This window comes from Desulfobacterales bacterium, assembly GCA_030066985.1.
Classification (GTDB): Bacteria; Desulfobacterota; Desulfobacteria; order Desulfobacterales; family JAHEIW01; genus JAHEIW01.
On the sequence record JASJAN010000023.1, the window covers coordinates 108029 to 122675 of the forward strand.

The 14647-nt window shown below is 50.5% G+C and carries 14 protein-coding genes; 7 read left to right on the plus strand and 7 right to left on the minus strand.

Features of this window, described 5'->3' with window-relative positions:
* Positions 1-14: 14 nt before the first annotated feature.
* From mnhG to QNJ26_13365, 7 genes are all read right to left on the minus strand, one after another.
* Entirely contained in the window at positions 15-431 is a 417-nt protein-coding gene (gene mnhG, locus QNJ26_13335) for a monovalent cation/H(+) antiporter subunit G (GenBank protein ID MDJ0986518.1), read from the minus strand.
* Positions 428-703 carry a monovalent cation/H+ antiporter complex subunit F gene (locus tag QNJ26_13340; GenBank protein MDJ0986519.1) on the minus strand — a complete coding sequence of 92 codons (276 nt, stop codon included), beginning with the start codon at positions 701-703 and terminating at the stop codon, positions 428-430. The genes mnhG and QNJ26_13340 overlap by 4 nt, the downstream gene beginning before the upstream one ends.
* Complete coding sequence (locus QNJ26_13345; protein MDJ0986520.1) at positions 700-1188, minus strand: Na+/H+ antiporter subunit E; 489 nt, start codon at positions 1186-1188, stop codon at positions 700-702. Before QNJ26_13345 ends, QNJ26_13340 begins: the two co-directional genes overlap by 4 nt.
* Position 1189: 1 nt before the next feature.
* The gene (locus tag QNJ26_13350) at positions 1190-2701 is read right to left on the minus strand and encodes a Na+/H+ antiporter subunit D (GenBank protein MDJ0986521.1); all 1512 of its coding nucleotides are present in this window, start codon (positions 2699-2701) and stop codon (positions 1190-1192) included.
* Positions 2698-3045, minus strand: coding sequence for an NADH-quinone oxidoreductase subunit K (locus QNJ26_13355; protein MDJ0986522.1), 348 nt, complete (start codon positions 3043-3045; stop codon positions 2698-2700). The genes QNJ26_13350 and QNJ26_13355 overlap by 4 nt, the downstream gene beginning before the upstream one ends.
* A gap of 1 nt (position 3046) precedes the next feature.
* Complete coding sequence (locus QNJ26_13360) at positions 3047-3463, minus strand: Na+/H+ antiporter subunit B (GenBank protein ID MDJ0986523.1); 417 nt, start codon at positions 3461-3463, stop codon at positions 3047-3049.
* Between the two features lie 178 nt (positions 3464-3641).
* Positions 3642-5966 carry a putative monovalent cation/H+ antiporter subunit A gene (locus QNJ26_13365; protein ID MDJ0986524.1) on the minus strand — a complete coding sequence of 775 codons (2325 nt, stop codon included), beginning with the start codon at positions 5964-5966 and terminating at the stop codon, positions 3642-3644.
* 404 nt (positions 5967-6370) lie between these two features.
* Here QNJ26_13365 and QNJ26_13370 point away from each other — a divergent pair, with 404 nt between their 5' ends.
* The 7 genes from QNJ26_13370 to QNJ26_13400 form a co-directional block, all read left to right on the plus strand.
* Positions 6371-7048, plus strand: a complete 678-nt coding sequence (locus QNJ26_13370) for a GNAT family acetyltransferase (protein ID MDJ0986525.1) — start codon at positions 6371-6373, stop codon at positions 7046-7048.
* 479 nt (positions 7049-7527) lie between these two features.
* Entirely contained in the window at positions 7528-9081 is a 1554-nt protein-coding gene (locus tag QNJ26_13375) for an ABC transporter substrate-binding protein (GenBank protein ID MDJ0986526.1), read from the plus strand.
* Positions 9082-9314: 233 nt separating this feature from the next.
* Positions 9315-10289, plus strand: coding sequence for an ABC transporter permease (locus tag QNJ26_13380; GenBank protein MDJ0986527.1), 975 nt, complete (start codon positions 9315-9317; stop codon positions 10287-10289).
* Complete coding sequence (locus QNJ26_13385) at positions 10286-11203, plus strand: ABC transporter permease (GenBank protein ID MDJ0986528.1); 918 nt, start codon at positions 10286-10288, stop codon at positions 11201-11203. The genes QNJ26_13380 and QNJ26_13385 overlap by 4 nt, the downstream gene beginning before the upstream one ends.
* A gap of 188 nt (positions 11204-11391) precedes the next feature.
* The gene (locus QNJ26_13390; protein ID MDJ0986529.1) at positions 11392-12357 is read left to right on the plus strand and encodes an ABC transporter ATP-binding protein; all 966 of its coding nucleotides are present in this window, start codon (positions 11392-11394) and stop codon (positions 12355-12357) included.
* A 40-nt stretch (positions 12358-12397) separates the two neighbouring features.
* Complete coding sequence (locus QNJ26_13395) at positions 12398-13414, plus strand: ATP-binding cassette domain-containing protein (protein ID MDJ0986530.1); 1017 nt, start codon at positions 12398-12400, stop codon at positions 13412-13414.
* Positions 13415-13745: 331 nt separating this feature from the next.
* Positions 13746-14647: ABC transporter substrate-binding protein (locus tag QNJ26_13400; protein ID MDJ0986531.1), on the plus strand; the 902-nt coding region annotated here is incomplete at its 3' end.

Genomic DNA, 14647 nt, shown 5'->3' on the forward strand with positions numbered 1-14647 from the left:
CAGGTTTTTCTTTTTTACTTCGGGCCTTCCTCGATATCCGTGCTAACTTCGGACGCGTCCATATTGGGAATCGTACACTCCTGGCCAAAAGGCACACAGGCGTCGGTCGGATACACCCCCTTAAGCTCATCTGTAATCGTCCCTTTCCAGAGCTGCACACCTACCAGATAGGCAATGCGGCCAATCCGATGCGCCCCCACCGGTGCTGTCAGAAATATAAAGCAAATGGTTGCCAGCGCACGGGTGGCCACCCCCAGATCCTCGAAATACAGCGCCAGGGCAAACATTAAGGTACCGACACCGATGGTGGCTGCTTTAGTGCTGCAGGACATTCGTAAAAACAGATCCGGCATGCGCAGCATACCCAGACCGGCGACCAGCATGAAGAAGGCGCCGATGACAAGCAATGCGGATATCAGAATCTCACTCATGGCCGGCCCCTCCATTTTTCAATATAATAAGAAAAGGCAATCACGCTTAAAAAAGATATAATGGCCCAGGCACTGGCCACATCCAGCAAAACCGCCTGGTTGGTGGTGATGGCTGACACCACGATGATACCGGCGGCGTTAATCGATATTAACTCAAAGGCAATGATACGATCCGGCAACGTCGGCCCCAGAAGCAGACGAATAAAGCCCAGCACAAGGGTTAAGCTCAACAGCGGGAAAACAATGAATTGAATGGTCGCCTGCAGAATCATTTAAACACCTCCATAACCCGCCGCTCCATGCGCAGCTTAATATCCTGCTTGAATTGCTCCACGTCGTGTACGTGCATGGCATGAATATAAAGTGTTTTACGATCCGGGGAAACATCCAGACTGAGGGTGCCCGGTGTCAATGTAATCAGGTTGGCCAGAACTGTAATTTCCAGATCGGATTTCGCATCCAGTGGTAACGCGATGATCGCCGCCCGCATCTGAAAGCCCGGGGTTAGAACTTCATAAGCCACCCGCAAATTGGCTACCAGCAGCTCCCAGACAAAGAAAAAGAAAAATCCAATAAAGCGAAAGAAACGGCTTATATAGACAATCAGGGTAATATCCGCCGGAGAGCTGATCAGCCACAAGGCCAGCGTGCTGATGGCAAAGCCGACGGCAAAATTGGCGAAGGTAAAGGCGCCGGTCAGCGCCATCCAGACCAGTGGCAGAAAAATATTTCCTAAAAAAACATTGATCTGTTTCAATTTATTTCCCCCCTAAAACGGCATCAATGTATCCGGTCGGATTCAGCAGCTGCTCGGCGGCTTGAGTGGCCAGCTCGAAAAAAGGCTGTGACATCAGTCCGATGGTTAACGTTAGCGCACCCAGCAGGATCATCGGCAGATACAGGGCAGTTTTTTGTGCAAGGCTGAAGGTTTTCCAGGATTGCTCTGCGCTGTTTGCAGCTGTATGGGGCGTATCGCCCCAGAAAGCCGCTGCCCAGATCTTGGCCATCGAAAACAGGGTTAAGAGCCCCACGCCCAGAGCAGTGGCAGCAATGATATAGCCCGTCATATCCAGACTGGCTTTCACCAGAATCAGCTTGGCCCAGAATCCTGACAGGGGCGGGATGCCGGCCAGCGAAAAGGCGGAAATCATAAAAATCGCCGTTAGCGCCGGAGCAGTCTGGAAAAGGCCGCCGAGTCGATCCAGTTGATATGACCCCTGTAGCCTGCGCGCCACGCCACTGACCAGAAACAAATTGGTTTTAACAATGATGTGATGCATAATGTAAAAAATCGATCCGGCCAACGCCAGGGGCGTAAACAGCCCCAAACCCAGAACCATGTAGCCGACCTGACTGATGATGTGAAAGGACAGGATCCGGCGAAACTCATTTTGGGTCATGGCGCCTAGCACACCCGTTACCATCGTCAGGCCGGAAATAACCAGGATAATATTGTGTGTGTAACCAATGTCCTGCGAGAACAATAGTGTAAACACGCGAATCAACGTATAAACACCAACCTTGGTCAGCAAACCGGCAAAAATGGCCGAAACTGCCACAGGTGGCGTATGATAAGACGCCGGCAGCCAGAAAAATAACGGAAATAGAGCGGATTTAATGCCAAAGGCCACCAGAAAAAGCATGGACAAGGTACTGACGACGCCGGCATGTTGACCATTGCCGATCTGGTGGGATAAATCCGCCATGTTGAGGGTGCCGAGCATCCCGTACAAAATGCCCAGGGCAGTTAAAAACAAGGCCGAAGAAATTAAGTTGAGCGTCACGTACTTAATGGCGCCTTCTAATTGGTGCCGTTCGCCTCCTAACGCCAGCAGAATGAAAGACGATATCAACATCACCTCAAACCAGACGTAGAGATTGAAAAGATCCCCGGTTAAGAACACACCGCTGACGCCCATCAGCAAAAAATGGAAAAAGGCATAGTAGCCAAATGACTCCCGCCCTCTGTCCATACTGGTCAGGGAATAGATAACAACGGCAAAGCCCATCAAGGCACCCAACACCGTCATGATGGCGCTCAACAAATCGGCCACCAGCGTAATACCAAATGGTGCCGGCCAGTTGCCCACCTGGGTGGCGAAGATGCCGTCCTGCCAGACCATCCATAGCAACAAAAGCGCCACGAACAGATGGGCGGCAGACCCCAGCGCACCCAGCAGACGCTGAGCCTTCCGGTGCCGCCACAGCAGCAGGCAAAAGGCTGCTGTGGTCAATGGAATCAGAATCGGTAATATCAATAACAGCTTCATGTATCCGTCGTCTTCATCTCATCGAGTGAAGTTGCGGCAGTTGACTTAAAGGTGCGGCTGAAAAGAACCAGTGCAAAAGCCAAAACGCCGAAAGAAATAACAATGGCCGTTAAAATTAAAGCCTGGGGCAGCGGGTCGGCAGTGGTTTCAATCCCGCGCAATGCATCCGCCGGTATCAGGGGCGCTTTGCCGCGAATCAAACCGGCAGCCACGAAAATCAGCAGGTTGATGGCATTGGAAAGCAGCACCAGCCCAATGATCAGGCGCACCGGGGATCTGGACATGAGCAAATAAATACCACATCCGAATACCCCTCCTACAACAATGGCTGCCAGAATTTCCACCTTAATCTCCTTCCGCCAGAGTTAAAATAATCGTCAAAACCGCCCCGATCACCACCAGGTAAACCCCCAGATCAAAAAAAATGGGGGTTCCCAGATGCCAGATTTCCTCTGCGCTGATATGAATTTCTCCCCACCGGCCGGTCATAAAGGGCTTTCCGGATATAAGGGAAACACAGCCACTTCCTAAGGCCAGCAGCAAGCCGACGCCAAGGAGCGTTCGCGGTGATATGCGCAGCAACGCCAGCGTGCTTTGAACGTCGTAGGTATAGCTATGAAGGATAAATGTGGTTGAAGCCACCAACCCGCCGATAAAACCGCCCCCCGGGAGGTTATGACCGCGAAACAGCATAAATGCTGAAAACAACAGCAGCATGGGCATTAAAATTCGCGTTGCCGTATTTAGAATCACCGATTGCATGTGTGTACCTGTAACCCGTTTACCTGGGGTAAAAGCTAACCCAGTTTAAAATGAAGATTCAAATCATATAACCATCATGTTAGCCGGTTGCCCGTTAGCCCGTTGGCCCGTTTCGAGTTTTATAACCTGCTCAACTGGGCTATCCCGGCTCACGAGGACCTTCGGCCAGCAAACCGGCTTAACTTTCCTCAGGCATTTTTACGGCCTCACTGTCTTCCGGCTTCAGCTTCAGCAGTGTGTAGACCCCCACACCGGCTAGGGCCAGCACCGTAATTTCGCCCAGGGTGTCCAACGCACGAAAATCGACGATAATGACATTGACGATGTTCCTGCCGTGCGCCAGGACATAACTGTTTTCCGCGAAAAATCCGGATAGGCGCGAGCCTTCGCGCACGCTGAGGGCCACCAGGACTAAGACCGACATCAGCAGTCCGCTGGCGATTGCCACCAGGGCATTGCGCAACCGGTGAACGTGCGCAAATTCCTCTGTCAATTTTGGCAATCGGTAAATTACCCAGACAAAAAGAATTACCGTCATGGTCTCAATCAGAAACTGGGTCATCGCCAGGTCCGGCGCCCCAAAGTCAACGAATATCAATGCAAGCCCATATCCGATCACACCCATGGCAACGATGGCGCCGATCCGCGAGGGCACCCAGACGGTTACAAAAGCAGCCGCCAGCATTAAAATTGCCACGATCAGCTCAAAGGATCGAATATCGCCAATTTCAAGCGAAAAATGAACCCCCCCCTTGTAGACAAGCGTGTATCCGACCAGTGCCAGGGTGGTTAGAATAATGGCCAGAACATAGTGATGCAGATAACCGCTTTGCAGCACGCGTGTTTGCCAGGCGGCCAGTTTCTTTAGACCTTCAAGCGAGCCGAAATACCATGCCGCCGGCCCCCGGGCGGTCAGCCAGACCACTCGTTGCGCCAATTGACGCACAGCGGTATGGATCAGATAAATCACGACACCGCAGGCAACCGTTAGGCCGCTCAGAGCCAGCATGGGTGTCAATCCGTGCCACAAGGCCAGATGCATGTCCACCGGTCGGGCGATGACCGCAGAAACCGCACGTGCCACCGCCGATTGAGTGACCAAATCGGGGAATAGTCCCAGAATCAGCCCCAGCACTGCGGGCAAAACAGGACCCAGCCAGAGATTCAGTGTCAGTTGATGCGCTTTGGTATGGGGCTTATCGGCAGCGCCAAAAAATGGGCGCAAAATGATAATACCGGCTGCGGCCAGTAAAATGGCATTGGCCAAAATTGCGGCCGCAACCCACAACCAGCGAAATCCGTTGATCGATAAGAGAGATTCATAAATCAACTCTTTGCCGACAAAACCCAGCAGTGGCGGCAGCCCAGCCATCGAAACCGCTGCCAGAACAACCGCAAAGGTTATTAGCGGCATCTGGCGGGATAAACCTTTAAGCCGGCTTAAATCACGACTGCCGGCTTCATGATCGATCACGCCGGCGGACAAGAACAACGATCCTTTGTAAAGTGCATGCACAACCAGAAAAACCATGGCAGCCTGGATCGACAGCGGTGTGCCGAGCCCTGTCAAGAATACCAGGGTGCCCAAACCATTGACCGTTGAATAAGCCAACAAAAGTTTGAAGTCGGTTTGAACCAATGCCATCAGGGCCCCAGTCACCACCGTAGCAGCACCGACAAAAGTGAGTGTCAGCTGCCAGATGTCGGTGCCCCCCAGTACCGGGCTCAAGCGCAGCAACAAATAGACACCGGCTTTGACCATTGTTGCCGAATGCAAAAATGCGCTGACCGGCGCCGGCCCCTCCATGGCCGATGGCAACCAGAAGTGAAACGGGACTTGGGCGGATTTGGTGAATGCACCCAGCAATACCAGAATCAATATCGGAATATACAGGACATTGCCCCGGATCATATCCCCACGAGTCAACAGCTCGCTGAGTTCCAGGCTTCCGGTCGCCCAACCCATTAAGAGCATTCCTGCCAGCAGCGCCAGACCACCGGTTCCGGTAACCAAAAGCGCCTGCAGGGCAGCCGTGCGGGCGGATTCCCGCTGGTGGTCAAAACCGATTAGAAAATATGAGCTGAGGCTGGTCAGCTCCCAGAAGACAAAAAGACTGATGAGATTGCCGGCTAAAACCACACCCAGCATCGAGGCCTTAAAGAACAGTAGGAAGGTGTAAAAACGGCCGAGGTTGACATGACCGGATAGATACCCGCCGGAGTAAATCACAATCAAGGTGCCAATGCCGCATATCAGCAGTGAAAAAACCAGGCTGAGACCGTCCAGATAAAATGACAGGTTTACCCCCAGGCTGGGAACCCAGTTATGGGACTCGATGATAATCTGACCGCCATTGATCTGTGCTATTTTAGTTGCAAAAAAAACCGTCAGTGCCAGCGGTAAAATGCTCAGCACCCAGCCGGCTCTGTTGGGCAGCAACCGCTGCACCCCAGGTGCTATCAGTGCCAGAATAAAGATCGAAACAACTGCCGCCAATATCATCTGAACCACTCCTGCCTGAAATACTTGTCAGCAATCCGAAATCGAATCTGCCGGTTTTAGAACTGGAAAAATAAGGAAAATTAACTGGATAATAGTTAGGGACCGCCCTGAAATCGTCACCTGAGTGTTGCGGTAACTATTTCATATTCTTAAAGCAAATAAAATAAAAATAATCAACTTCGTCTATAAGTCAAAGCGTGAGGCAGCTTCTATTTATCACCTTGACTTAAATTCTGTTTGTCTATATCTCCGTGGCAGGTTCAAGGTTCAGCGTTCAAGGGTTCTAGGTTCAGAGATCAGAGGACGGAGAACAAAAGTCAGGTACAATAGTATTTCTCTTATTTCTACCATCTGTCTTCTGACCTCTGAACTCTGTCATCTGATTAATACTAAGGAGAAGATAAATGCCCCACATAATTGTGAAACTTTATCCCGGAAGATCGGCGGAGCAGAAAAAACAGCTTGCTCGTGAAATCGTCAAGAAGGTCACAGAGATTGCCGTTTGTGAAGAAAAATCGGTATCTGTCGCATTTGAAGAAGTAACGCCGGAGGAATGGGCTGAGAGGGTTTACCGGCCCGAAATCATTCAGAACCAAAAGAATCTGGTGGTCAAGCCGGGCTACAACCCTTTTGAAGAAAAAGAGGCCACTGCAGGCAGCGATGAGAAAGCCGAATTGAAAATCAGATCCTATCGGGCAGCGGATCAATCAGCGGTCATCGATTTATGGCATCGCTGTAACCTGGTCGTCCCAAAAAATGATCCCCAAAAAGATATTGAAATGAAAGGTCAGGTCCAAGCCGATCTGTTTTTTGTGGGAAAAATCAACAGCCGCATCGTGGCAACAGTTATGGCCGGCTATGACGGGCATCGCGGTTGGATCTATTATCTGGCGGTGGATCCGGATTTTCAGCGCCAAGGACTTGGTCGTCGCATGATGGAGAAAGTCGAGCGTGAGCTTCAAAGACGTGGATGTCCCAAAATTAATTTACAGGTCCGCACGTCAAACCAGGCGGTGATCTCGTTTTATGGGCGCCTGGGGTATTCAGATGACGATGTCATCGGACTGGGCAAGAGATTATAACACCTGCTTACATCTAAATTTCTTCAAATGACATCCTGGAATAAAAAAGGGTAATACCTGGATTTTACGCAAGTTGGAGGCTTTCATATGCAAGGCACTTCAGGACGAATCTATCTGCCTAAGGCGGACGCTTCGCTCTGAATAATCCGCCTGCGGCGGACCGATGGAAGCCTGAGGCCTGTCCGCCTTTGGCGGGCTTGCCGCGCTGTTCCAAAGGTGAAAATAGATGAGAAATAAAAGGTAATTATCCGTTTTACACACTGAAGAAATTTCTCATCTACTTTCACGTAAGAGCCAGGAAATAGTTATTAATACTAATAGACAACTATCTATTTTACTTTTCTCCCTTGACCTTAGTTTGCTGATTTTTTATACATGGTGTCTGGGTGAGATGTTATCAGCCACCCCAGCAGATCTGGTTGTTTTAAGATGGAGGTTTCACAATAAATCTAGCAAAGACATAATGAAAGGAGGATGTAATGAAAAAATTCGTTATCTTTAGTTTAGCTGTTTTAATGCTATTTTCGCTGGGTTCGATCGCAGGCGCCAAGACCTTGAAATTGGGCCTGGATGCCGGCCCCGTCTCCCAGGATCCGCAGGTCCAGCTGTCCGGGGGGATGCTGCAGTATTCACACTGGACGTTTGACCCGCTGGTCCGCTATGCCCAGAATATGGAGTTTGAACCTCGCCTGGCCGAGCGTTGGGAGCGCATCGATCCCCTGACCATGCGCTTTTTTCTGCGCAAAGGCGTCAAATTTCATAGCGGCAATGCATTTACCGCCAAAGACGTCAAATTTACCTTTGAGCGCTTCTACAACAGTGAAGATTTCAAAGGTCTTTTCGAGCCGTTTGCCGGCTGCACCGTGGTCGATGATCACACGGTTGATATCAAAACCAAAAAACCCTATGCGCTGCTGATCAACATGGCCACCTATATCTTTCCGCTGGACAGTAAATTTTACAGCGGCACGGACGCCACCGGGCAACCCAAAGACGCGGTCGTCAAAGTCGGCCCTTCATTTGCGCTGCAAAACAGCTCCGGTACCGGTCCGTTCAAAGTCGTCGAATGGGAACAGGGTGCCAAATATGTTTTTGAAAGATTCGCCGATTACTGGGACAAGGATTCTCCCGGCAACGTGACCAAAATCGTGCTGACACCCATCAAAGAAGATGCCACCCGGGTAGCAGCCCTGCTTTCCGGTGATGTCGATTTCATTTCACCGGTGCCGCCCCAGGATTTTCAGCGCGTCGATAAAGATTCCAAAGTTAAACTGGTGACCTATTCCGGCGGCCGCATTATCACGGTGCAGTTGAACCAGAAGCGCCGGGCCGAATTCAAAGATGTTAATGTTCGTCAGGCCATTGTGCATGCCATTAACAATGAGGGTATTGCCCAAAAGATAATGAAAGGCACTGCCACCCCGGCCGGCCAGCAAAGCCCCAAAGGCTACATGGGACATAACCCGGCCCTCAAACCCCGCTTTGACCTCAAAAAAGCCCAGGATTTCATGAAAAAAGCCGGTCTGGAAAAGGGTTTTGAAGTGACCATGATCGCGCCCAACAATCGTTATGTGAATGATGAAAAGATTGCCGAGGCGGTCGTCTCTATGCTGGCCAAAATTAACATCAAGGTCAATCTGAAAACCATGCCCAAGGCCCAGTACTGGGATGAGTTTGACGCCCAGGTGGCCGACATTCAGATGATCGGCTGGCACTCAGATACCGAAGATTCCGGCAATTTCACTGAATTTTTAGGTATGTGCCCCAACAAGGAAACCGGTTACGGCCAGTACAACAGCGGCAACTTTTGCAATGCTAAAATCGATGAGCTGACCATGGCGGCCCAGGTTGAAACCGATCTGGCAAAACGTACCAAGATTCTGCAGCAGATCGAACAGATTCTGTACGATGAGGCCGCATTTGTGCCGTTTCACTGGCAAAACCATTCCTATGCGGGCAAAAATAACGTCATGATCAAGCCGATCATTAATACCATGAATTTCCCGTATTTAGGGGATCTGGTCATCAAATAGGCAAAAAAACAGCCTGACATAGAAGTAGGGGCAGGTGGCGATGGTCAAATACGTCACCTGCCCTTTTTTATTTGACCTGTTGAGCGCTGCCGGCAAGCGCATTTATCCGCCTGCCGGCAGCGATATCACTATGATTTTATTCTCGTATTTTTCATGTTTTCCCTCTTGACCTGCTCCGCCTTTGGTCGTATTAAAAAGCACCGATTCAATTCAGATTTCAACAAGGGCCCGTGATGTTTGCTTTTATCATCCGACGTATCATTCAAGCCATATTTGTGATGCTGGTCATTAGCCTGTTTGGGTTTTCGATTCAGCACTCGATCGGTGACCCGGTCAGAGACCTGGTGGGCGAGCGCGTCACACCGGCCGAGCGCGAGGTCATCCGCGAACAACTGGGCTTAAACGATCCCTTTTATATCCAGTATTTCCGTTTTGTGAAAAATGCTTGCCGGGGTGATCTGGGGTTATCCTTTTTCTATAAAAAACCGGCCCTGGAGGTTATTATATCCAAGGCCCCCGCAACCATTGAACTGGTGATTGTCACGGCCCTGATCCTGATTGTGGTATCCATCCCGGCGGGCGTTTATGCCGCCATCTATCCCAAAAGCTGGTTTTCACGGATCATAATGGCCGTCAGTACCATCGGGGTTGCGGTTCCGGTGTTTCTGACCGCCATTGCCTTTATCTATTTTTTCAGCGTGGAATTGGGCTGGCTGCCATCCTACGGGCGCGGTGAAACGGTCAACATCTGGGGCTGGGAAAGCGGTTTTTTTACCTGGGATGGTCTCAAGCACTTAATCCTGCCCAGCGTATCGCTCTCATCGATCATGCTGCCGCTTTTCATTCGACTGGTGCGGGCGGAAATGATGGAAATTTTAGAGACCGAATATATTAAATTTGCCTGGGCCAAGGGCCTCCGACGCGAACGCGTCTGGTTCGTTCATGCTTTTAAAAATACTCTGCTGCCGGTAATCACCATATTTGGCGTCGAGCTCGGAATTCTGGTGGCTTTTACCATTTTGACGGAATCGGTTTTTAACTGGCATGGGATGGGATTTATGTTCATCGAAGCGGTCGAACGCTCGGATACCTCTTTACTGGTGGCCTATTTGATGGTGGTGGGTGCGATTTTCGTGGTCATCAACACCATCGTTGATATTGTGTACGGGTTTGTCAATCCCACGGTAAGAATAGCAGGCAGAAAATGAACACCTGGCGACGATTTAAGAATTCTTATCTGTTTTACAATTTCAAACAGGATCCCGTTGCGATCGGCAGCTTCTGCGTGCTGTCGGTTCTGGTCATCATCAGCATCCTGGCGCCGGTGGTGGTGCCGCACGACACCTACGATACGGCAACCATTGACATCCTGGACGCCGAGACCCCGCCGGCCTGGATGGATAACGGCAGCGAAACCTTCCTGTTGGGAACCGATATCCAGGGCCGCGACCTGCTCAGCACCATGATTTTCGGCCTGAGGACATCACTGCTTATCGGAGTGGGTGCGGTGTTATTCCAGGCCTTCCTCGGTATTGCGGTCGGTCTTCTTTCCGGCTATTTCGGGGGTAAGCTGGATGCATTTTTAATGCGCATCGCCGATATTCAATTTTCGATCCCCTATCTGATCGTGGCCATTTTTGCCAGCGCCATTTTCAAGCTGGCCTTTGGCGTCGGTCGCTGGGAAGAAATGGCACTACCCTTATTGATCATTATTATCGGAATGTCCGAGTGGCCCAAGTATGCCCGCACGGTACGGGCGTCGGTGCTGGGAGAAAAAAACAAAGAATATGTCGAGGCAGCCCGGGTGATTGGCATCAGTGGCTGGCGGATTATTTTTAGACACATATTGCCCAACACCATGACACCGGTTCTGGTGCTCTCGACCATCCAGGTGGCCAATGCCGTCATGAGTGAGGCCGCACTTTCGTTTCTGGGATTGGGCATGCCCATCACCAAGCCCTCCCTGGGGTCTTTAATCCGGTCCGGTTTTGAATACATATTCAGCGGATCCTGGTGGATTACCTTTTTCCCGGGCGTCTTGCTGGTCATTTTTCTCCTGGTTGTTTTACTGCTCGGAGACTGGCTGCGGGATGTGCTCAATCCTAAACTATATAAAGGCTAAATCCCTATGCAAATATTCATCTTTTGCCCGCTGGCTGCGTTACAAACCGCTTCAAAATGCTCACGTACTGGCATGTACGCTTCGCTTTTGAAGCACTTTGCGCCTTGCCATCGAAAAAAAACTAAGCATTTCCATAGGGATTAATCAAATTCCAAATGCTAAACACTAAATACCAAACACCAAGTTAAATGAGTCACCTACTTGAAGTTAAAGATCTGGAAGTTAAATTTGCCTTATGGTCAGGCGAATTGACCGCCATTGACGGTGTCAGCTTCACGCTCGACCGGGGTGAACGCCTGGGCATCGTGGGTGAAAGCGGAGCCGGAAAGTCGGTTACCGGCTTTGCCATCATTAATCTGATCAGCCGGCCCGGCTATATTTCCGGTGGTAAGGTTGTATTTGAAAACCAGGAACTCAACCGCCTGCCCGAGGAAGAAATGCGTGCCATTCGCGGCAACCGCATCAGCATGATATTTCAAGATCCCATGATGACGCTCAATCCGGTTCTGACCATCGCCACCCAGATGACCGAAACCGTATTGGCCCATGAGAATGTCAGCAAAGCCGATGCCCTGGACATCGCCCTGGAAAAATTAAAAAAAGTCCATATTCCATCTCCCGAAAAAAGATTAGAGCAGTATCCCCATGAGTGCTCCGGTGGTATGCGGCAGCGTATTGTCATCGCCATTGCACTGCTGACCAATCCCGGTTTGATCATCGCAGATGAACCCACCACCGCCCTGGATGTCACCATTCAGGCCGAGATCATGGATTTATTGCTGGAATTATGCGCATCTGAAAAAATGGGCTTGATCCTGATCACCCATGACCTGGGCGTCGTCTCCCAGATCACCGAAAAAATAGTGGTCATGTATGCGGGCAAAATAGTAGAGAGCGGACCCACCCAGTCGGTGGTGCAGGATCCCAAGCATCCTTATACGCAGGGTTTAATTAAGGCCTTACCCGGTATCATTCCACCGGGCTCGCGTTTAAACCAGATCCCCGGCATGATGCCGAATCTGACGGAAATACCCCAGGGCTGTGCGTTTCATCCACGCTGCATGATCAGCGACTCGATCTGCAGCGCGGAGGTGCCAACCCTGATCAGCAAGGAACAACAGGGTCGCATAGTCGCGTGCCATATGATTAAATAGCCCTTTTTTCTGGGCGAAAGGCAACCAGAAAATTTCAGTCATGGAACCGAATAACAGCCTGCTAACCGTAAAAGAACTGGTTAAACACTTTGACATTTCCGGTGGTTTACTTGACCAGCTATCATGGGAGAGCGGCCGAATGGTTCGCAAAAAAACCACCGTCAAGGCGGTTAATGCGGTCAGTTTTGCGATCAAGCAGCGGGAAACATTGGGTGTTGTGGGCGAAAGCGGCTGCGGAAAGTCCACCCTGGCCAGAGCCGTTATGGGATTGTACCCGCCCAACAGCGGCGAGATACACTATCAGGATCAACGCATAGACCACCTGAGCCCCCAGCAGATGCTGCCTTTTCGTAAAAAAATGCAAATGATATTTCAGGATCCGTATGCTTCTTTAAATCCCCGCATGACGGTCAATAAGATTCTGGCTGAACCGGTCTATTTTCACAACAGGTCCATCACATCCCAGGCAGCCCAGGACAAGGTGGCCGAGGTGATGCGCCAGGTAGGCGTGGATCCGGCCTGGGCCGGGCGTTATCCGCACGAATTTTCCGGCGGCCAGCGGCAACGCATCAGCATTGCCCGCGCCCTGATGGTTGATCCCGAATTTGTCGTTGCCGATGAGCCGGTTTCAGCCCTTGACGTTTCTATACAGGCCCAAATTTTAAACCTGATGATGCAGGCCCAGGAAAAACGGGGCCTGACCTATATGTTTATCACCCATGATCTGGCAGTGGTAAAACATATCAGCACTCGCGTGGCGGTCATGTATCTGGGCACCATATGTGAGCTGGCGCAGACTCAACAACTATACGAACGACCGCATCACCCATACACGCAGGCGCTGCTGAGTGCCATTCCAGAGCTGGGCATACAAAAACCCAAACATCTGAAACTCAAAGGCGAAGTCCCAACACCTATCCACCTGCCCTCGGGCTGCGTGTTTCACGGCCGCTGTATCTATGCCAATGAGCGCTGCAAAAAGGAAATACCCAAACTGATCCAATTGGATTCCGGCACCCAGGTGGCCTGTCACGGCGTTGAAGAAAAAAGAATATAGATAGTGGTATAGTTATGTATAAATATCGGCACCTTGTGCTGTTTATCTTTTGACATTTACTTTGGGTTCTGGTAGGTCTAATTGATTCTTGTCTGGCAAGCCATTATTTTGTTAGAGCCTATCTCAAAAATGCATCTAACCCGCCAGAGGCGGGCAGGCGCCCAATGGTCCGCCAATATTCGTGGCGGATTAAAAACCGATTCGAAATACTCGAATACTAACGTTGTATACTCCGTTGTCGAATCGGTTTGCGCCTTACCCTTGGACGTGATCTACTATTTTTGAAATAGGTTTCAGAAGCATGTTAACCAACCAACTGAAAGGGGGACACATGTTCAAAAAAATTATTTTATTATCAACCTTGGTCGTCTTTTTGTGTGCCGGTGTGGCACTGGCGGCGCCCAAATCCGGTGGCACGTTGATCTGGGGCCGCGGTGGCGACAGCGTCGGGCTGGATGCGGCCTATGAAACCGACGGCAACTCGTTTCAGGTATGTGACAACATATACGAAGCGCTGGTTTTCTATAAGGATGAGTCCACCGATCTGGAACCCGGATTGGCAAAATCCTGGGAAATCTCGCCGGATGGCCTGACTTACCGGTTCAAGCTTCGCAAGGGTGTCAAATTCCATGATGGCACGCCTTTCAATGCCGATGCGGTGGTGTTTTCCATCGGCCGCATGATGAAAGAACCCAACGTCAAATTTAACGGCAAAGGCTGGAAAATCCCTCCACAGGAGCGCACACCAGAGTACTGGGTATCCATGGAAATGGATGAAACCATCGGCTCCATTGAGGCCACCGGTGAGTATGCGGTGGTTTTTAAACTCAAAAGAGTTGAGGCACCGTTTCTGGCCAACATGGGCATGGACTTTGCCAATATCATCAGCCCAACGGCTTTTCTGAAAAACCCCAAGGAATTTTTACGCAATCCAGTGGGCACCGGTCCGTTTGTATTTGAAAAATGGGTCAAAGACGATAAAATTGTCCTGAAGAAAAATGAAAACTACTGGGACAAATCTGCTGGTCCTTATCTGGACAAAATCGTTTTCCGCTCCATTCCTGAAAATTCGGTGCGCTTTCTGGAACTGAAAGCCGGCAGTATCCACGCCTGCCAGTTTCCCAATCCAGCGGATATCGAACTTGCCCGTCAGGATAAAAACATCAAGCTCGTCTCTCAACCGGGCATGAATATCGGCTACCTGTCTTTTAACCACACCAAGGAACCCTGGAA

Excerpts from the sequence above, each read along its gene's own strand:
- mnhG (MDJ0986518.1), bottom strand. The coding sequence starts at position 431 with ATGAGTGAGATTCTGATATCCGCATTGCTTGTCATCGGCGCCTTCTTC.
- QNJ26_13340 (MDJ0986519.1), bottom strand. The coding sequence starts at position 703 with ATGATTCTGCAGGCGACCATTCAATTCATTGTTTTCCCGCTGTTGAGC.
- QNJ26_13350 (MDJ0986521.1), bottom strand. The coding sequence starts at position 2,701 with ATGAAGCTGTTATTGATATTACCGATTCTGATTCCATTGACCACAGCA.
- QNJ26_13360 (MDJ0986523.1), bottom strand. The coding sequence starts at position 3,463 with ATGCAATCGGTGATTCTAAATACGGCAACGCGAATTTTAATGCCCATG.
- QNJ26_13365 (MDJ0986524.1), bottom strand. The coding sequence starts at position 5,966 with ATGATATTGGCGGCAGTTGTTTCGATCTTTATTCTGGCACTGATAGCA.
- QNJ26_13370 (MDJ0986525.1), top strand. The coding sequence starts at position 6,371 with ATGCCCCACATAATTGTGAAACTTTATCCCGGAAGATCGGCGGAGCAG.
- QNJ26_13375 (MDJ0986526.1), top strand. The coding sequence starts at position 7,528 with ATGAAAAAATTCGTTATCTTTAGTTTAGCTGTTTTAATGCTATTTTCG.
- QNJ26_13380 (MDJ0986527.1), top strand. The coding sequence starts at position 9,315 with ATGTTTGCTTTTATCATCCGACGTATCATTCAAGCCATATTTGTGATG.
- QNJ26_13385 (MDJ0986528.1), top strand. The coding sequence starts at position 10,286 with ATGAACACCTGGCGACGATTTAAGAATTCTTATCTGTTTTACAATTTC.
- QNJ26_13390 (MDJ0986529.1), top strand. The coding sequence starts at position 11,392 with ATGAGTCACCTACTTGAAGTTAAAGATCTGGAAGTTAAATTTGCCTTA.
- QNJ26_13395 (MDJ0986530.1), top strand. The coding sequence starts at position 12,398 with ATGGAACCGAATAACAGCCTGCTAACCGTAAAAGAACTGGTTAAACAC.